The organism is Halocola ammonii (assembly GCF_049334165.1).
Classification (GTDB): domain Bacteria; phylum Bacteroidota; class Bacteroidia; order Flavobacteriales_D; family Sanyastnellaceae; genus JBEGHD01.
On the sequence record NZ_JBEGHD010000001.1, the window covers coordinates 247,235 to 265,986 of the forward strand.

19 protein-coding genes are annotated in these 18,752 nt (G+C 44.0%); 9 read left to right on the plus strand and 10 right to left on the minus strand.

Translation table 11 applies throughout. From position 1 onward, the window contains the following. The first annotated feature begins 19 nt into the window (after nt 1–19). Nucleotides 20–769, plus strand: a complete 750-nt coding sequence (locus tag ABHV44_RS01030) for an acetolactate decarboxylase (RefSeq protein WP_459072775.1) — start codon at nt 20–22, stop codon at nt 767–769. Nucleotides 770–771: 2 nt separating this feature from the next. On the opposite strand, the gene ABHV44_RS01035 is transcribed toward ABHV44_RS01030, so the two are convergent. The 3 genes from ABHV44_RS01035 to ABHV44_RS01045 all read right to left on the minus strand — a co-directional run bounded on the left by ABHV44_RS01035 (nt 772) and on the right by ABHV44_RS01045 (nt 3,098). Further along, nucleotides 772–2,448, minus strand: coding sequence for an acyl-CoA dehydrogenase family protein (locus ABHV44_RS01035; RefSeq protein ID WP_459072776.1), 1,677 nt, complete (start codon nt 2,446–2,448; stop codon nt 772–774). A 79-nt stretch (nt 2,449–2,527) separates the two neighbouring features. Then, nucleotides 2,528–2,911 carry a DUF2784 domain-containing protein gene (locus ABHV44_RS01040; RefSeq protein WP_459072777.1) on the minus strand — a complete coding sequence of 128 codons (384 nt, stop codon included), beginning with the start codon at nt 2,909–2,911 and terminating at the stop codon, nt 2,528–2,530. Between the two features lie 31 nt (nt 2,912–2,942). Then, entirely contained in the window at nt 2,943–3,098 is a 156-nt protein-coding gene (locus ABHV44_RS01045) for a DUF1328 family protein (protein WP_459072778.1), read from the minus strand. Nucleotides 3,099–3,197: 99 nt separating this feature from the next. Here ABHV44_RS01045 and ABHV44_RS01050 point away from each other — a divergent pair, with 99 nt between their 5' ends. Next, a complete protein-coding gene (locus ABHV44_RS01050) occupies nt 3,198–4,028 on the plus strand; it encodes an alpha/beta hydrolase (RefSeq protein ID WP_459072779.1) in 831 nt (276 codons plus the stop codon). Between the two features lie 6 nt (nt 4,029–4,034). On the opposite strand, the gene ABHV44_RS01055 is transcribed toward ABHV44_RS01050, so the two are convergent. The 5 genes from ABHV44_RS01055 to ABHV44_RS01075 all read right to left on the minus strand — a co-directional run bounded on the left by ABHV44_RS01055 (nt 4,035) and on the right by ABHV44_RS01075 (nt 9,833). Beyond that, nucleotides 4,035–5,483, minus strand: a complete 1,449-nt coding sequence (locus tag ABHV44_RS01055; RefSeq protein WP_459072780.1) for a flotillin family protein — start codon at nt 5,481–5,483, stop codon at nt 4,035–4,037. Nucleotides 5,484–5,502: 19 nt separating this feature from the next. Further along, nucleotides 5,503–6,078, minus strand: a complete 576-nt coding sequence (locus tag ABHV44_RS01060) for a hypothetical protein (protein WP_459072781.1) — start codon at nt 6,076–6,078, stop codon at nt 5,503–5,505. Between the two features lie 136 nt (nt 6,079–6,214). Further along, nucleotides 6,215–7,348 (minus strand): hypothetical protein, encoded by a 1,134-nt coding sequence (locus ABHV44_RS01065; protein WP_459072782.1) that lies wholly within the window; start codon nt 7,346–7,348, stop codon nt 6,215–6,217. A 94-nt stretch (nt 7,349–7,442) separates the two neighbouring features. Further along, nucleotides 7,443–7,970, minus strand: a complete 528-nt coding sequence (locus ABHV44_RS01070; RefSeq protein ID WP_459072783.1) for a hypothetical protein — start codon at nt 7,968–7,970, stop codon at nt 7,443–7,445. Nucleotides 7,971–8,030: 60 nt separating this feature from the next. Further along, nucleotides 8,031–9,833 carry an outer membrane protein assembly factor BamB family protein gene (locus tag ABHV44_RS01075; protein WP_459072784.1) on the minus strand — a complete coding sequence of 601 codons (1,803 nt, stop codon included), beginning with the start codon at nt 9,831–9,833 and terminating at the stop codon, nt 8,031–8,033. 234 nt (nt 9,834–10,067) lie between these two features. Between ABHV44_RS01075 and ABHV44_RS01080 the strand changes: the two genes are divergently transcribed. Together ABHV44_RS01080 and ABHV44_RS01085 are read left to right on the plus strand one after the other, a co-directional pair. Continuing rightward, the gene (locus ABHV44_RS01080) at nt 10,068–10,631 is read left to right on the plus strand and encodes an RNA polymerase sigma factor (protein WP_459072785.1); all 564 of its coding nucleotides are present in this window, start codon (nt 10,068–10,070) and stop codon (nt 10,629–10,631) included. Then, the gene (locus tag ABHV44_RS01085) at nt 10,624–11,388 is read left to right on the plus strand and encodes a hypothetical protein (RefSeq protein WP_459072786.1); all 765 of its coding nucleotides are present in this window, start codon (nt 10,624–10,626) and stop codon (nt 11,386–11,388) included. The genes ABHV44_RS01080 and ABHV44_RS01085 overlap by 8 nt, the downstream gene beginning before the upstream one ends. Before the next feature lies 1 nt (nt 11,389). On the opposite strand, the gene ABHV44_RS01090 is transcribed toward ABHV44_RS01085, so the two are convergent. Continuing rightward, on the minus strand, nt 11,390–14,479 hold the full coding sequence (locus tag ABHV44_RS01090; protein ID WP_459072787.1) for a CHAT domain-containing tetratricopeptide repeat protein: 3,090 nt from the start codon (nt 14,477–14,479) through the stop codon (nt 11,390–11,392). Nucleotides 14,480–14,556: 77 nt separating this feature from the next. Then, the gene (locus ABHV44_RS01095; RefSeq protein ID WP_459072788.1) at nt 14,557–15,555 is read right to left on the minus strand and encodes an NAD(P)H-dependent glycerol-3-phosphate dehydrogenase; all 999 of its coding nucleotides are present in this window, start codon (nt 15,553–15,555) and stop codon (nt 14,557–14,559) included. Between the two features lie 118 nt (nt 15,556–15,673). On the opposite strand from ABHV44_RS01095, the gene ABHV44_RS01100 reads away from it, so the two are divergent. The 5 genes from ABHV44_RS01100 (at nt 15,674) to ABHV44_RS01120 (ending at nt 18,654) form a co-directional block, all read left to right on the plus strand. After that, entirely contained in the window at nt 15,674–15,916 is a 243-nt protein-coding gene (locus tag ABHV44_RS01100; RefSeq protein WP_459072789.1) for a hypothetical protein, read from the plus strand. Then, nucleotides 15,898–16,209, plus strand: coding sequence for a type II toxin-antitoxin system RelE/ParE family toxin (locus ABHV44_RS01105; protein ID WP_459072790.1), 312 nt, complete (start codon nt 15,898–15,900; stop codon nt 16,207–16,209). The genes ABHV44_RS01100 and ABHV44_RS01105 overlap by 19 nt, the downstream gene beginning before the upstream one ends. A gap of 112 nt (nt 16,210–16,321) precedes the next feature. Then, nucleotides 16,322–16,504, plus strand: coding sequence for a hypothetical protein (locus ABHV44_RS01110; protein ID WP_459072791.1), 183 nt, complete (start codon nt 16,322–16,324; stop codon nt 16,502–16,504). A gap of 29 nt (nt 16,505–16,533) precedes the next feature. After that, nucleotides 16,534–17,013 carry a hypothetical protein gene (locus ABHV44_RS01115; protein ID WP_459072792.1) on the plus strand — a complete coding sequence of 160 codons (480 nt, stop codon included), beginning with the start codon at nt 16,534–16,536 and terminating at the stop codon, nt 17,011–17,013. A 93-nt stretch (nt 17,014–17,106) separates the two neighbouring features. Next, nucleotides 17,107–18,654, plus strand: a complete 1,548-nt coding sequence (locus ABHV44_RS01120) for a glycine--tRNA ligase (protein WP_459072793.1) — start codon at nt 17,107–17,109, stop codon at nt 18,652–18,654. The last annotated feature ends 98 nt before the right edge of the window (nt 18,655–18,752 follow it).

Below are 18,752 nucleotides of genomic sequence, written 5' to 3' on the forward strand. Positions count from 1 at the left end.
ATCCTCCTAAATTTGCCACATGAAATTTTATCTGCTTCTCCTATCTATTATTCTTTTCATCGGATGTGGCGAAAACCGCAAGTCAGATCAAAAAGAACGCCCCTCACAGGTTTTGCTTTCCACTGATGTGCATCATGCCGGTGCGCTCATGAACTTCATGCACAAAGGAGATCTTTCTGCAAAAGTCGATCTCGACAGTCTTCAACCTAAACACCTCTACGCACTGGGCGCCCTTGAAAATCTGAAGGGAGAAATTTTGGTGATGAACGGTAATGTCATGACCAGTCGAGTGAACGAGGGCTCTATGGCAGTCGACAAATCGATGGACCACAAAGCTGCACTGCTCGTTTATTCGCACGTGAAAAAATGGCAAGAAGTGTCAAAGACTGAATCTTTCACAAATGGCAGTGAACTTGAAAAGTGGATTCTGGAAAAAGCCAAAAACCATGGCATCGACACAGAAAAGCCTTTTCCATTTTTACTGAAAGGAAAAGCTGAAAAGTTGAGTTGGCACGTGATCGACTGGCCTGAAGGCGACACCGAACACACCCACGAAAAGCACGTCAGCTCAGGACTCAACAGAAATTTGGAAAATGCCGATGTGAGTGTTCTCGGCTTTTACTCGAAAAATCACAAAGGTGTTTTCACTCACCACAGCTCCAACGTGCACATGCACATGTCTTCTATTGAGGAAAATCTTGCCGGCCATGTCGACAACCTAAACCCAGGAGACGAGATGACTCTCTTGCTACCCGTTTCTGAGAAGTAAACTCATACTTTCCACGCCATGAGTTTTTCGATTTCTTCTATTGAAGGAACAGATTCCTCTCGAAGCTCGACATTTTTGATTGTTTCTGATAGATAATCGATAGCTGGAGCGGTCCATACTTTGCTCTCCTCATCGGTGTTTTTCACCAACAGACTGATCTGAAAAACGGTTGTGAGTTTTTCGAAAAATTGAGGCGCATTGATCTGCATCATTTCATTGTCCATGGTCATCAGCTTTTCGCCAAAGCTCTTCAACTTCGAGACTTCATCTCTCAGTAATTCTCCAACTTTAGGATTGTCGAACGAACCAGTAATCTCACGAAACATCACTTCAAGGCCCTTCGATTTTGCAGAGGCGCGAAGCATGTCGAGAATCATGATGTTTCCGGCACCCTCCCAAATGGGCAAAACCATAATGTCGCGCATCAGCTTAGGCATGATTTGATCTTCGATGTAGCCGATTCCACCCATCAACTCCATGGATTCGCGGGTTATGTAAACTCCCTTTTCGGCACTCCACTTTTTTGTCATTGGTGTAAGAAGCCTTAGCAACTGGGCCTCTTCTTCGTCTGTTTCAGATTTGTCCAGGGCTTCTACAGCTCGCCAGGTTAGGTGAAAATTTGCCAAGTGTAGCGAACCGAGCTCGAGTAGCTTTCTGCGAATCAATGGATGCTCGAGAGCATTTTTTCCAAACGTGACGCGACCTCTCAAAAATTGATAGGCCTCTGTGAGCGCCCTTCGAGAAGCGGAAAGCGCTGCCACAGAATTGTAAACTCTTGACAGATTGATCATGTCGGTCATGATTCGAAAACCTTCGAATTGCCGGCCGACTAACTTTCCCACTGTGTCCGTTAGCTGAATTTCGGCACTGGCCATAGATTTCACTCCGAACTTGTCCTTAAGTCGGATCATCTCCATCGGGTTTCTGGAACCGTCTTCCAGTTTCTTTTCCACCAAAAAAATAGAAAGCCCGCGGGTGCCCTCCTTTTCAGAGTTCGTACGGGCCAAAACAAAAGCAATTTCTCCATTGGCATTGCTGCAAAACCATTTTTCGCCATTGAGTTTGTAGAGATCGTCTTTCCAGTGAGTCGCACTTACCAGATTGGCGCCAACATCAGAGCCACCGGCTTTTTCAGTGAGATACATCGCTCCGGTTTTGATTTCTTTCTCGCTTTCTGCACAGATCGCTTTCAGAAGTCTTTTTCTGTCTTGTTCCTCGCAGTGTTTATCGATCAACACAGCCACGCCATCTGTCATGCAAAGCGGGCAGTAAACGCCTGTTTCACTCATGGCGTAGATCGAACTAACAGCAAAGCTCATGAGGTTTCTCTCGTTAGAGAAATTCTTTCTGGCCTCGGGAGCCCACTTCAGCTTAAACATTTCGCTTCTGGCCGCGATGTCCACTAACTCTCGGTAGCTGGGATGAAACAAAATGCGATCGGTGTCTTCACCCCATTTGTCGCGCTTTTCCAAAACTGGTGGATGCTTGTCGGCAAGCTGTGAAAGCTCGTCCATTTCTTGAGCGGCTTTTTCACCGATGAACTTCAGATTGGGAGAGATGCTTTCTAGCGCCTTACTGGAAAGCTTCTTTTTGAGATGATGCCGGAGGATCAGATCGCTCTCGTAAAAATTGTCGCTTTGTGCAAATTCTGATGATAAAACACTGTTGGTCTGCTTCACTTTTCAATCGGATTTAAATGCGATATCCAATTTAGTGGATTTGGTTGGAAAAGTTAACTACACGAATTGCTCAAGATTCTTAGGATTCTTGCTCTTTTCTATGCTGATCCCGAAAATTTAGCCAACTAGAAATGATGAGAGCCAAGAGGAAACCTCCAAGAGTAGCGGCATCGGCCGACTGGTTAGATACCTCCATCCCGGTCAGCCTTTCTGTGAGGTATTCTGTGTAGGAAGGCGTTTCTGGGAGCTTGCCCAATTCGCTGAGTACTTGCCAGTGCCAATCGGTAAAAGGGCAGTAGCCGAATCCGTACCAAATCCCAAGCACCGACCACGAGAGGCCTGTAAGGATTAGAAGTAACAGGTTCCACTTGCGAGTCTTTTTCCAAATCCATCCGAAGAGGTTGAAAAGGATAATTAAAGTGTGGAAGACGGTGAAAAATATATCAGCTACCTGATAGTCCATCCACTAAAACTACAAAGAGTGTAGTTCAGTGTCACAACAAATTGGAGACTAAAATTATCGCAAGGATGATGAGGAAAATGTAAAAGAGAACTTTGCCAATTGCTGCAAAAGCTTTGGCAATTCCTGTGAAGCCGAGGACGGCAAAAATGATGACGAGCACGAAGCACGCGATTATCCAACCAATCATAACGTTTTGTTTTCGAGAGTAACAGCGCGCAGCGTCAAAAAGTTCGTGTACACGTAAATCAGTATTTTTCGGCATTCAAAAAAACATAAGCATCACCTAATGAAAAATTTAATCCTTTCTCTTTTCATAATTGGTCTGTCATCATGCACCCTGATTGGCCAGGACGAGGCAAAAACAATCAAAAAGTCGCCTTTTGTTATTGGCGAAACACTCGAGTTTCACTCAGAAATACTTGATGAAACCAGGAAACTAAATATCTATTTGCCTTTCGATTACGACACTTCATCAACGGACTATCCTGTAATCTATCTATTGGACGGGTCGCGAAGCGAGGATTTCATACACATTGCGGGACTGACTCAGTTTGCCACTTTCCCCTGGATTGATATGATTCCCCGGTCGATTGTGGTCGGAGTTGCCAACAACGATAGGATGCGAGATTTCACTTATCCGACAACTATTGAAGAAGACATAAAAAATATCCCAACTCAGGGCGGTTCAAAAGAATTTATTGAGTTTATGAAAAAGGAAGTCCAGCCACTGGTGGAAAAAGAGTACCGAACGAATCAGGAGAGAACGCTGATTGGTCAATCCATTGCTGGACTCGCTGCCGCTGAAATTCTTTTCAAACAACCCGATCTTTTCGACAACTACCTAATTGTAAGCCCGAGCATGTGGTGGGACAATGAGTCGTTGCTCGATCTGGAGCCCGCATTCTCAGAGATAGATGAACCAAAAAAGGTTTTTTTAACTGTAGGCAACGAAGGTGAAATCATGGTAGGCGGAGCTGAAAAACTCCGGGATTTCCTCCAAAACTACCCTTCGAAGATCAATTTAAGCTACCGCTATTTTGAGGAACACAACCACGGAGACGTTCTTCATCAAGCGGCATATCGGGGATTTGAGTGGCTCTACAAAGAGAAAAACTAAGTTTGCTTATTCGGAGGTATTTCCCTCACCTCCTTCTTCCTCTTTTCTCTTTCTAATCTCGTCAGAAATCTCTCTTATCTCTTCGGGAGTTTTACCTTTCAGAAATTCCGGAAGTTCCATCCCGGCCATGTTGAACATTTCCTGGAGAGGCGGCACTGATTTATAAAGTCCTGAAATGAAGTTGGCAGTTGAAGTCTTTCCATCTTCTCCGCCACCGTTACCATTGTTATCCCAAACAGTAACCTTATCGATCCTAATATTTTTAATCGCTTCAGCTTGCAACTCTACAAGTTGAGGTAGTTTGTCAGTGATCAGGAGCATCGCTGCATCGTTGGCATTTCCTCCGGCTGCTTTCACAATTTGCTCGAGTCCCTGGGCTTGTTTAGTCAAAACCTCATACAATCCCTGGGCTTCCGCCTGTCTCTTGAATAGAATCGCATCTGCCTCACCTTTTGCAGTTCTTCTGGTTTGCTCTGCAATGGCCTCGGCAGCAATCTCCACTTTCTCTTTGTCAATTTGAGCTGGGACTACGATATCGGCAGTTTGTGCTGCTTTATCGCGGATAGCACGAGCATCTTCGGCTTCACGCTCTGCGGCATAAGCTTCTTCAAGAGCTTTCGCACTTTGAACTTTTTCAGCAGCAGTAGAAATTCTCTTTGCTTCAGCCTCTTTCTCCTGGCGGGCAGCATTTGAGTTCGCAACTTTGATCTTCGCAAGGTTCTCACCCTCTACGGCCATAGCATCGGCATCGGCAACCTGCACTCTTTGATCCTGAACAGCAACAGCCTCTCCAATAGAACCGTCACGATTTTTCTCTGCAACACTTTTACGAGCATCGTTAATCGCCTTGGCAGCAGCCTCTTTTCCGAGTGCTTCGATGTAGCCAGACTCATCTTTAATGTCCGTCACGTTAACGTTGATCAGTTTCAAACCAATCTTCTTCAACTCTGCCTCAACATTGGAAGCTACATTAGCCAGAAACTTATCGCGGTTTGAGTTGATCTCTTCGATATCCATGGTGGCAACCACCAAACGAAGCTGACCAAAAATGATGTCTTTTGCAAGGTCATGAATATTCTGCTGGCTCAGGCCAAGCAGTCGCTCAGCGGCATTGTTCATCACTCCCTGTTCTGTGGAAACACCCACCGTAAATCGGGATGGCACGTCTACACGAATATTTTGTCGACTAAGGGCATTGGTAAGGTTCACTTCTATTGAAATAGGTGTGAGCTCCAAAAACTCATGAGCCTGAAAAATAGGCCAAACGAAAGCCGCTCCACCGTGAATGCATTTGGCCGACCGACCAATGTTGTCTTTAGTCCCTACTTTTCCGTATACAACAAGAATTCTGTCAGAAGGACACCTTTTGTATCGCTTAAAAAGACCAATGAGTAGAACAAAAATGAAGACAACCGCTGCAACGATTATGATAATAAAAGAACCTCCTTCTGGCATAGTAGTATGGTGTTAAGTTTTAATTTTTTGATACTAATAGTAAATTTCCGTTGATCACCTCTTTCACATTAATGACCATTCCGTTTTTCAGATCCTGATCGTCATCTGTGATGGCATCAAGCTCTCTAAAAGAACCCTGAACCAGAATGCTGACTTTTCCAATATTACCTCTATTGGCCTGAATGGTGAGATAGACTTCGCCCGTAACGCCTTTAGCATTTTTAATATTGAGGTTACCGCTGGAGGTCAATCTACTGACGAAATAGAATATAGATGCCATGAGCACCATCATGAGTAATCCGGCAAAAAACGAAATGATCAAAGACGTCATTACGCCCATTCCGGCATCGGTGCATGCAACTCCGGTCCAACCGAAAATGGTGAAGAAAGCGACAAAGTTCTTTATCGAAAAAAATTGATGACCAAAAGCACCTTCCCCTTCGGCATCTAAATCAACATCTGCATCGATTTCGCCACCTACAAAAGTGAGTATCGTTTGAAGGACGAAAATAAGCGTTGCTGGTATCGCTATCGACCAGTAGATCTTATCGATGGTGGAAAGGCCGGGCCACCACTCCTGGAGAAATTCAATCATTCTAGTTTGGTTTCGGCTAGAAAAATATCACTTTTTTTTGAATGTCATTCGCTGTGCTGATGCTCAAAAAAGAAAACCCTCTTCAACTCAATCGTTGAAGAGGGCTGCTCAGGGAGTGGATTTAAGGCAGATATTTCTAGTAAGTTCCATCAAGAAGCAGGTAAGCTTCTCTTTGCCTGTCTGGAAAAGGGCTGTCATCGGGTACGTTGAGGTTAAAATAGCCGTCCCCGGTAATGTCTCCATTATCGTTTATGTCGACAGCCGTCAACACATATGTATTGTAGCCGAGTGCATCGTGATCTGCCTCCGACACGTTGAGCACATCATTGAGATTCGTAGGATTTCCGCTGGCATCCCAATAAACCGGTGTCACCTGAACGAAACTTCCAGCCACGCCCACAACTTCATCGTTGTTGTTGATGGCATTTGTAGAACCTCCGTCAAATCCGGACGGCAGGGTAAGCAATGTCACAGATTCCGATGAAATGTCGTAGACCGCTGGATAGCTGTCACTACCGCTGTAGACAGTGCAAGAGATTTTTGAATTATTATTAATACCTGTGGGCTCTAAGAAATCGTAACCAGCCGCGTCAATCTCCTGAAATCCATCCTGTTCAGTCCAGAGGTATCCCTGATCATTCGAGGAGGAGAAAGCAACCACCTCATTATTCGAGTTGATGTCTATGAGATCGAGGTCTAAAGTATTATTGGGATCAAGCACATTGAAGAAACCTTCGCTACCAAAGGCCCACATTACAGGCGCTCCCAAAGTGCCATCCACAGTTCCTTTTCCAATGAAGACTCCACTTTGATTCGAGGCGACTACTTCTCCCGCAGTTCCTCCGTTATCGTCCATGTGCAGTTCGTTCCATGGCTCATCGTATGCGCTGTAAACCGGTCGATTTACTCCTGCTGCATTTGTTGCCTTTCCAACGTGCAGCTCATTGTCCGTGTCCATCACTTCGCTGGTAAGCCCTCCAAGCGTTCCTTTTGATTCCATCGAGTTACCACCGATGCTCACAAAACCGACCCAATTTGATCCTTCATCATGGGCCTGTCCCACCACTAATGGCTCGTTTGAGGATGAAAGTCCAATAGCATTGGCCGAAGAAACCTCCCCCCCGAGTGTGTTCAATTCAATAAACGGACTAACGTCCACTGTCACCGTCTCTTCAGTTTCTTCCTCTTCGCTGAAGAGCTCATCATCCTCGCAAGAGCTCATAAAGGTTCCAATCAGTACTCCTGCAATCAACATTCTGTAAACTTTCATTTTTCTGGATTTAAATTTTGTTTTTTTCACTCACTCTATTCCCCAAAATTTGAAGAGGTAAACATTAGCAAGTCATTTTTTTTCAGGGCTTCGTTCACTCCAACGGCTCTGCTTCAAAAGTTCCAGTCACCTGAGAAGACCCACCACTAATAGGACTGATGGCAACATCAATTTCACCTTCAATGCTAGTGCCGTCAACAGAGGTAATTATCACAGTGCCTGAATCGGGAAATTGAGGATCATCACCATTAAACTGAAATGCAATTTCATCTTCTGGTTGACCAGTGTAAGTCGCACTAACAGCCGTATAAGTTCCTGTATCAAAATCGGTCACCTCATTGCTTTGGAGGCGATAATTCATCACTATGTTTTCGGGAAACTCACTTCCTACTCTGATCCGGAGCAACTGATCTTCTGTGATTTCCCATGTTGCATAGTCTCCAAGGTCTAAAGTCACATCTCCACTAATACTCATATCGGCTGTGCCGCTACCTGATGTGTCTGTCGGATTGTTATTACCACCATTGTCGCTTGAGTCATCCTCGTCTTTTTCGCATGCCGTCAGAAATAATAAGAGACTGGCAAAAAGAAGTACTCTGCTATTGGCTTTAATTGCTTTCATAATAATATTGGTATTTGATTCTTTAATTATTTCTCTCCTAGAGATCGTGTTATGAGTTCCTTATGGAATCCTGTATTTCTTCAACTGGTCTTCATCAAATTCGTAGACATATTTACCATCATCGGTCACGAATAAGTGGTAGTTTGCATAAATCTGATCCTGACCATTGGAAGTGTGACTGCCCTCTTTTTTGTTTATTAGATAGCCCTTCACTTTGAATTGCTCAAGATCTAGAGCTATTAGCCCCGGCTTGATATCGGAATAGAAATCTTCCAGGAAGAAATTCTCTCCCTTGTAGGTAAATGTGTCGTAGTAACCAGGGACTTCCATCTGGCGTTCCACTTCAAGGGTTTGCTTGTTGTGGAGAGCTATTATCGCCTTGCCTTTAATCCCTTTCGGATAAATGGCGAAAAAACCATCTTTTAACTCCCTGAAAAGCCAGGGTTTGCCCGGAAGGTCAGGTGTTTTGGATTCTCCAGTAACCAAATCATAAACTGTCAGTTTGGGAGGAGATGTGTGCAGGTAAAGCATATTACCCACTACGAAGACATTTCCAACTCGAGTGGTATTTAGTTTGTCCTCAAGGATCAAACTTCCATCTGACGCATTGAGCACCCGCACCACGGGTTGATTTACAAAACCGCCCGTGCCTCCCAGCATGACGATTTTTCCTTCGTCACCGAAATAAAAATCAGGTGAAAATTTTGAGTATTCTGTGCGCCAGTCTTCTTCCCCCGTCTCGAGGTCATAGCGAACCATTGCAACAGTATTTTTCTTTAGAGGATTATCAAAGATCTCCGGGTAGATGGCGTAAACTTTACCATCAATTATGAGATCTTCCGATTTCATGCGTTCACCCACTGTAAGGTCTGTAGTTGTGGCAGCCGAGAAGAGCTTCAGAAAACTTTCCTTATTAAATCGCTCCTCGGAAATATTTTGCCAAATCACCTCACCGGTTTCGCGGTCGTAGGTGTGAAGTGCAATTCCATAGACTACTACTTTGTCCGAAGTGATTGCTACTTGATGATAGCCGTTTGTGTAGAATTTGTTTTGCCACTTCACAACTCCCTCATCAAGGTCGAGGTAGTAGACATCCTCTTCTATCAAACCCTTATCGTCTGCTCTGGTTAAAGCTCCAATCAGACCATCGGATCTTTCTAATAAGTCTTCAACAAGCGATTCATCTTCTGTCCCGTAGAACAAAACAGCTCCATCATCCTCAAACACATCGGCATTAATTAAGGACCCGATATTCTTTTTCACTTCCCAGCTCGACTCTCCTGTCGCTGGGTCGATGAAATGAATGTAATTTTCATTGGTAAAAACCAGGTAGTGATCGTATCCAGGCAGGTACTGCCAGCTCTTGCTTGAGTTGAGAAGGCTGGATTCATTGAGCTCCTTTAGGTCACTACGTGTCCAAAGTATTTCGCCTGTGTCGATGTCATACATTCTCAAGCCGTGAGGTGTAGGCTGCAAAAAGGCATTTAAACCTGAGTGATAACTGAATTTGCTTCTGTATGCACTTGCACTTTTATCTTCAATAAACCACTTTTCTTCTCCGGTTGTGACATCTCTCACAGAGAGCTGATAATTTCCAAAGTTCCTGGAGAGAATGAGCAGTGTGTTAGCTTCCCAAAACACATGCAAATAATCGGGATCCTTTTCAACATGATCGAGGTCTTTGGCTTTGCTCAGCCATGTTTCTTCACCTGTTTTTCCATCTATGTAAAAGAGCCTTGGTGGACCGCCAAAACCAACGGATTGCTTGCGAGCACCAAATAAGCCTTCTCCACTGGGTTCCATAGAAAGCCATCGGTCGGGGGTATACTCAATCTTAGTTTTATATACCTGTTCCAAGCTCACCTTTTGCGATTTACAAGAGCTTAGCAAGGCAACTATAGCTAAAGGAATTAACCAGTTAGAAAAACTGGATTTGATTTTATGAGTTGACATCTTCAAAAAGAATTGAGGTTTTCATTCTTTCTATTCCATGAAAATTGAAGAGGTAAACAACCCCGCCATATTTTTTTCTACTTTCACCTGAAATCGAAAAAATTTTCGAGGCCAGAGTTTACTTTTTCCAGTAAGGTGTATTAAATGACTGAAGGTGCGGAAAATAAAGAGCTGATTGAGAAGCTGAGAAAAGGTGAAACGGACTTGCTGGATCAGATCTACCTGGAAAATCGAGATCCTTTTCTCAATTGGATTACTAAAGGCTTTAGTCTAAACACAGATGAAGCCGCAGATCTTTACCAGGATTCGGTGATCGCCTTTTTTGAAAACGTCAGAAAAGGAAAATTGACGAAGCTTTCGGTTAATCTTCAGACTTATCTTTTCAGCATAGGAAAAAACCTGGCATTAAAGCTTCACCGAAACAAAGCTCAGCTTCACAAACACGAGGGTTCGATCAGAGTGGAGTCTGCAGATGTTGAAGATCCTTTTGCAGGCGATGATGATGCGAGAATCAAAGCAGTGAAGATGGCATTTGGAGAGATGGACGAACCCTGCAACTCTATCTTGAAGAGATACTATTACTTCCGGCAAAGTATGACTGAGATAGCCGAAGCTTTAGATTACAAAAATGCCGATACTGTCAAAAGTCAGAAATCGCGCTGCATGAAGCACCTGAAACAAATGGTCAAAAATGTATTAAATGGATGATCAATCGAAATATCACGATCCTGAATGGATTGATGACTACCTGCTCGATCGCTTGAGCGAATCACAGAAGCAGGAGTTTGAAGCTGCAGTGGAAAACGATCCTGAGTTGGAAAAGAAAGTTGAGGAAGCGGAAGCCCTGAAAGAAGGAATTGAAGCCCTGGGGAGAGCGGAGCAAAAAGAGAGGCTGAGAACTCTTGAGGAGGAACTCACCGAAGAAAACCGCGAGAACCGGAAGCACAACGCACTTTGGTGGACTGGCCGGATTGCTGCCGCGATTCTTCTTTTGCTTGTGCCGCTTTATTTCATTGTTAATTCAATTCAAAATAACGACCCCAAAAAAATCTATGCAACTCACTTTGAGCCGTATCCAGTGCTGGAAAGTGGAGTTGTTCGTGGTGAGGAAAATAATACAACAATGACTGAAGGTCTGGATGCTTACCAGCGCGCCAATTATGAAGTGGCCATTGAAGAGCTCTCTTCCGCAGTCGATGAAGTGGAGAATCCCTGGTCTGCTCAATTTTACCTCGCACTATCTCACCTTGGTTCCGATACTCCAAAGGATGCAATTCCTCTGCTTGAGGAGCTATCAGTTGAAGAGGATTTTAAATTGAAGGAGCAGGCAAAATGGTATCTGGGACTTGCTTTTTTGAAGGACGATCAAACCAATAAAGCACGGGATGTTTTTCAGTCACTCTACGAAACTGCAAAAGATTCGACACTCAGATTGAAAGCTGAAGGTGTTTTAAAAGCTTTGTAAGCTATTCCTCTTTACGCTCGCGATACTTTTTTCTCGCGATTCGAAAACCCACAGCAAAAATTACCAGAATTAAAATTGGAATCATGTAGAGCCAAAAGTCATCTGTGGAATCCACAGATTGCAGTGGCATGGTTTCACCGAACAGCACAAAACCCGCCCAATAGTAGGGATTCGCCTGAACAGCATCGGCCTCTTGCAAATATTTCAACTTTGCATTCCGCAAAGATTCGCTGCGGCCTTTACCATTATTCAGGTTCTGGAAAAAGCTTTTCATCAATCGCGATGACGTTTGGTCGTGCACATCCCAGTACGAAAGTACAATGCTATTGCTACCCGAGTAGATAAATCCACGCGCCAGGCTGTTCACCCCTTCGCCTTCTATCCAGGGTCCCGAGCCGGTTTTGCAAGCACTCAAAACGGTGAGCTCATTGTCGAGGTTCATACTAAAGAGTTCGTACTGATGAAGAATTCCATCGTCACGACTTTCTGTAGTTCCATCTCCCAGGTAAATTTTTGAGTTCAACGGAGACTTTTCATCTATGTCTGCATGAGTTGCCAGGTGAAGGATGTCATAGTTGTTTCCCTCATTTTTAATCAGACCTTCGAGGTCCTTATCTGACCTTCTCACCTTTTGACTGAAAATTTCTGCAGCACTTTCCACTTCTTTTTGAGCACCGAGTAGGGCCGGCTGTGATGAATTTCCACGATAAACCTGGGCAATTTGATTTTCATCTCCGGCAAACCCGGGAGCCACTCCCAGGTAGAGCTGTCGGTTCTTTCGCTCACTTTTCTTTGACAGAGTCGGAGCTAGCATGTCCGATGAATAGAGGTATGAAAAGTTGTAATCTTTGATCAGGTAGCTCAACTGGTTAAAGTGCGGATTTTCTTCCAGCTTATCCCTAACCAAAATTTCCAGTGGGATGTGAGCAATCCAGCTATCGGGCACCACCACAACCGACTTTCCATTTATTTCACTTTCAAGCGGTTCAAAAACTGCGGAGTAGAGCAAGTGGGAATCTTCCTGATATTCTTCTGCTGTCATCTGCTGCATCTCAGAAAGAAGCTTTTGGGCCCTCTCGGCTGTCTGCCCGTCAACGGACCAACTTACCAATACAGCGTCATTGCCCGAAATTACGATTGCAAAAATCCTCTCACTTTCAACAAAATATTCGACTCCGGTAGATTTTCTTGATCGGAAATACTTTTGAGCTTCCTCAAGACTAAGTGATCCCGGTTGATGGATGAATTCATAATACTCGGGATTGGTAGAACGCAATTGATCTTTCAGCTCGGTGAGTTGCTGATCGATTTCTGCCAGTCGGGCCTGAAGTTGACTCTCGTCAGAAGCCATCGACAACTGCTGCCTGATGAGATATTGCTCTTCCTGAAGCTGATCGATTTCGGTTCTTAAAGTATCATCGGCACTTGCCAGCATTTCTTTTTCAACTAAAAACTGACCGAGCAGGTGACCTTTACTCTTTTGCACCATGCTGTAGGCCGATGCGAGATGCTGCCGATTTCCGGATTCCTTATACAGTTTTTCCAGCGTTTGCAGCCCGAGTGCATAAAATTCTCTGGCAGATTTGCTCGTGCGAATTGCGGCAGCCGTAAGCTGCTCTTCATAAATGGCGTCCAGCACTTCCATCCCCAGGTTCACGTGTTTTAACACGTATTCGAGATCCTCTTGCGAACTCGCTTCTTCAGCCAGTACTTTCGATTTGGCCAGCAGTAAGTCTTTGGCAACAGAGTTGTCCAAAAATGCCGCATTGGGCGGAACGTCCATGTCAGCAGAATAATCAAATTCCGGGTGGAGAGCTGCCAAAGCTTCATTCAAAAGTTCCAGCTTTGCTTTGGTATCTGATTCATCTTCAGCCATAAAAAGCAGTGCCTTGCTTTTGTAAAGATGTTTTCCATCAAATTTTTCGTCAATCATTGCAATGAGCTCATTGTGAATTTCAAGAGCTCGCTCCTGCCGATCGATCATGTACATTGCATCGCCAATTTTGTAGAAAGCCTGAAGCTTCAAAGCGTGATCTACCCCTGAGAAAATTTCCTTCACTTTCTCTGAATAAAACATCACGCTATCGGCATTTCCATTCCTGGCGTGGTAGATTGTCAACGAAGAGTAAACATCTGATCTCTCCGGATCCTTCTCTGGTGTTAGCCTATCCAAAATGGACTTGCTTTTCAAATAGTAGTCGTAGGCTAAACTGTAATTTCCAATGTTGGAGTAAGCGTGCCCCAGGTTGATGTAAACCGAATAATGGTGGTACTGCTTTTCGCTGATCAAAAAATCGAGCATTTCTGCAGCTTTCTCGTAGTATTGGATTTCTTTTTCGTGATCTCCTATCTGGCTCGCCACGATGCCGACTGTGATGTATGCATTGGTGGTCATTAGGCTGGTGTCGCCAAAAGCTTCCCTACACATTTTTAGATCTTCTTCGACATACCGTGCAGCCTGATCGTGAATTCCCATTTCAAAGTAAAACCGACCGAGCTGTGAGAGAGCAGTGTGCTTTACGTCAGCAGCTTCACACTCCTTCACCAGTCTTTTGTAATCACTGAGAATTTCATGGCACTTCTGCAATTGTCCAGAACGGTGAAGTGCTGCAAAATAATGGGTGATGGCATTGAGCTGTTCGGCTGCCGGAAACTGGTTTTCAGTTGTAAATGAATAGGCTTCCTCACCTGCTTCCACAGCCTTCGGGTGAGCTAACTGCCCCATTGCCCAAGCCTTCCTGGTGAGTAACCTGCTGTGGAGTTCGGGGAATTCTTCGGAGTGTTCCAGAGCCAAGAGATAAACTTCCAAAGCCTGTTGTTGACCGTAGGGGTGAATAGAAGCACCCTTTAAATACTGGATGGCGAGGTGTGCTTTTGGCTGATCTTTTAGCGAATATTTTTTCAGCAGCTGTTCAAACGCTGGAATGGCTTCGGAAGAAGAAAGCGCACCTAACTCGCGCGCCTCTTTAAAGTCAGGATCTTCCTGGAGTTGATCGGGGTAGATTTTCTCCTCAAATTCAGAGAGTTGACCAAACCCGAGGGAGCAAGTAGCAAATAGATACGTGAAAAGCAGAAGTCGGAATATTTTCATCAGTCCAGTTATAGAAATGAAGGTCTGAGCCTAAAGATATAGAAATGGCTAGATAATTCGCTGATGAAAGTATCGATCTAATTCAACTTATCCGCTAAAATCCGCATTTCAACAACAGGTGAAATCTTCTCGTAAAGCACGTTGTAAACCGCATCGGCAATCGGCATGTCCACTTCAAACTTTTTGTTCATCTCGTGAATGCCTTTTGAAGCATAGTAACCCTCAGCTACCATGTTCATTTCAATGGTCGCCCACTTTACGGAATAGCCTTTTCCAACCATGGTTCCGAAAGTTCGGTTTCGCGAGTAGGGCGAATAAGCAGTCACCAGCAAGTCTCCCAGGTAGGCGCTGGTTTTAACATCGCGGTGAACTTCATGAACAGCGTCCACAAATCGTTTGATTTCATTGATAGCTGCTGAGATCAGTACTGCCTGGAAGTTGTCTCCATAGCCAATTCCGTGACAGATTCCGGCTCCTACAGCGTATACGTTCTTGAGAATGGCAGAAATCTCTGTTCCAAAAACATCTTCGGAAGTTTGAGTTTTGATGTAGCGGCAGCGAAGCATTCCGGCCATCTGCTCGGCAATGTCAACTTCGGGGCAGGCAATGGTGAGGTAAGACAACTGCTCTTTGGCCACCTCCTCAGCGTGACAAGGTCCGCAGATCAGGCCAATTTTTTCGTAAGGCGTTCTGAATTCCTTGTGAAGATAGCGCGCTGGAATGGAGTCGTACTCGTTGATCATCCCTTTAATTGCTGAAAAGATGATTTTATCTTCCAGTCCTTTCGGTTTTTCTTCCTGAAAAGTGCGGTCAACAAAAGCCGAGGGAATTACCAATACTATTATATCAGATCGATCGATCACATCCTGCATGTCAGAGGTGATGTGAATTTTATCGCGTTTAAATTCAATCGACTGAATGTAGTGCGGGTTGTGCCCATATTCTTTAATGTGGTCGATAGCATCCTGGTTGCGCATCCACCAATTCACTTTGTCGAGGTTGTTGGTGAGCATTTTAACAATGGCTGTAGCCCAACTCCCCCCTCCTAAAACGCCTACTTTCGGTTGTTCGCTCATAGGCTGCAAGATAATATTTGTCCTTGAAAATGGAAGTGGGGTGGGGAAATCTTATTGGCCAACGATCTCCGATTTGATCTATAGTCAGAAATACCGATCTTTGAGAAAATGATTAAAAATGGCTTCAGCAGATAAAATTAGAAATCGAATTATTGACAAACTACTGGCGGTAAGCAATCCCGAGTTTCTCAAAGCTCTAGATCTTCTCATTAGTTCAAAAACAGAAACTGACAAAAAAGTAGAGTTAACTCCAGCCCAGAAGAGAATGCTTCTCTTGAGCGAAGAAGATATTGCCAAAGGAAACCTAATCAGTCAAGAGGAAATTGACAAAGAAGATTTAAAATGGCTCGAAGAACTGTAGCTTGGACGACAACTGCCAAATACCAGAGACGTGAAGTACTGAAATATTGGGCCAAACGAAACAAATCAACTGCCTACCCAAAAAAACTTATAGCACAGATCAAAGATAGAGTCGCTGCTATTTCAAAAATGCCGTTTTCCTTTAAAGAAGCAGACTTCCCGAACACAAGAGTTAGTTCTATGGGACACTTCAGTATTTTCTTTAGAGTTGAGGAACAGAGAATTTTGATAACTGCGTTTTGGGACAATAGAAATGACCCTGACAAACTCGAAAAGATTATCCTTGATATTTAGAATAGTTCCCTTTCGCTTTCCCCATTTCATTCCATTCGATTTTAAGAATAAAAATCACCGAATTGGAATAGAAACTGGATTTATCGATCTTTGAGTAAAGAAATAAAAAGCAATGCTAACAAAGGAGCGAATACAATCAGCATTAAAAGACTTCCCGGACAACTTTACTTTAGAAGAGTTTATTGAAAAGCTCATTTTAATAGACAAAATTGAGAGAGGGAATACCGAGTCTCAGGATGGTAAAGTCACTTCCAACAGGGAGCTGGAGAAAGAGATGGCAAGATGGTTCAAATAAATTGGCCGAAAATCAAACTGAAATAACTTTTGAAGCAATTAGTAATAATTATACTGACAGTAGCATGGATTTCTCCTTTTGCTCAAAATCTGAATAAGAGACCTCCCGATATAGTGAACCCAAATCATTCTGATGACAACTATGAGCTAATAGAAATAAATCTCACACCTTGTGGTAACGCCTTATTGCTGGACAAGGAAGCATCAAAAGCTTATAATGATAGTCTAGGCTCAAATTCCGTTGAACACATTCATTATTCGCGTGATACAATCTTTGTGCAAACTCGCATAGTGGAAGAATGCTGCCTTTCCTTCATTGGAGACGTAAAGTCTAGTTCGACTCAAATCAACCTTCAATACCAAACCCAAGGAATCGCTTGTTCCTGTATTTGTTGTTATGGCCTCCAATACGTTTTAATACAGAAAGGAACAATTCCCAAGGATAGTATAAAGGTCTTAATCAATGACGTTCTCCCAGATTATGGACTTAAATACCTGAAAGGAGAATAGTTTTGTTAGTACAATTTAAAACTTGATCGTAGCCTCGACAATTCACGTAAACCAACTTCCCCAATTCATTCCATCCAATTATCTTTGCCGGCTATGGTAAATCAGGAAGACAATTTAAAGCAGATCATCAGCCACGCCAAAGAGTACGGCTTTGTGTTTCCATCCAGCGAAATCTATGACGGACTCAGTGCCGCATATGACTACGGTCAGCTTGGTGTGGAGTTGAAAAACAACATCAAACAATACTGGTGGGATGCTATGGTGAAAATGCACGAAGAAATTGTGGGGCTCGATGCCTCTATTTTTATGCATCCGAAAACCTGGGAAGCCTCCGGCCACCTTGATGCTTTTAACGACCCGTTGATCGATAACAAAGATTCAAAAAAACGTTACCGGGCTGATGTCCTGATTGAAGACCACATCGCAAAAATTGAAGGGAAAAACGAAAAAGATGTAGCCAAGGCGCGCAAACGTTTTGGTGATGCCTTCGATGAAGAGCAGTACCGCGCTACCAGCCAGAATGTAATCCGCAGACAGGAGCAGATTACCGATATTGAAACACGCTTTAAAACGGCCATGACCAATGAAAATCTAGCGGCAGTGAAAGAGCTGATCGAAGAGCTGGAGATTGCAGATCCTGATACAGGTTCTAAAAACTGGACCGATGTGCGTCAGTTTAATCTGATGTTTAAAACCGAACTCGGAGCCGTGAGTGGTGATTCCGGAGCAATTTACCTCCGTCCGGAAACAGCACAAGGGATATTTGTGAACTACCTCAACGTGCAAAAAACCGGACGGATGAAACTTCCTTTTGGAATTGCGCAGATTGGTAAGGCTTTCAGAAACGAGATTATCGCACGTCAATTCATATTCCGAATGCGTGAGTTTGAGCAGATGGAAATGCAGTTTTTCGTGAAGCCAGGATCGCAAATGGAATGGTACGAGTACTGGAAAGAACACCGTCAAAAATGGCACGGTGCGCTCGGCCTTGGTGATGAGAATTACCGTTTCCACGATCACGTGAAGCTGGCCCACTACGCTGATGCTGCCAGCGATATCGAATACCGTTTCCCGATGGGCTTCAAAGAACTTGAAGGAATTCACTCCAGAACCGACTTCGACCTGAAACGCCATGAAGAATTCTCCGGAAAGAAACTTCGCTTCTTCGATAATGAATCGAACGAAAGCTATGTTCCTTACGTGGTGGAGACTTCCATTGGCCTCGACCGAATGTTCCTGGCTGTGCTTTCGAGCTCCTACAAAGAGGAAAAACTGGAAGACGGCAGCGAACGAACTGTTATGACTATCCCACCGGCACTTGCTCCAGTAAAGGCCGCTGTTTTGCCATTGGTGAAAAAAGACGGACTTCCCGAAAAAGCACGCGAAATTATGAACGACTTAAAATATGATTTCAACTGCTACTACGAAGAGAAAGATGCCATCGGCCGCAGATACCGAAGACAGGATGCTATTGGAACTCCATTCTGTATCACTGTTGATCACCAAACTTTGGAAGACAACACCGTGACCATTCGCGAACGCGACTCCATGAATCAGGAGCGCGTAGAAATCAGCAAAGTCCACGGAATCATTGCCGATAGAGTGAGTTTCAGAAAACTATTCGAAGCTATTGAAAAATAAAATCGTAACGAACTGATTGCAAAGCCTGATGGAGCAGCCCTTCATTGGGCTTTTGTTTTTCGAGGAGTGATCCAACACTTTCATCCAATAGATCGTCT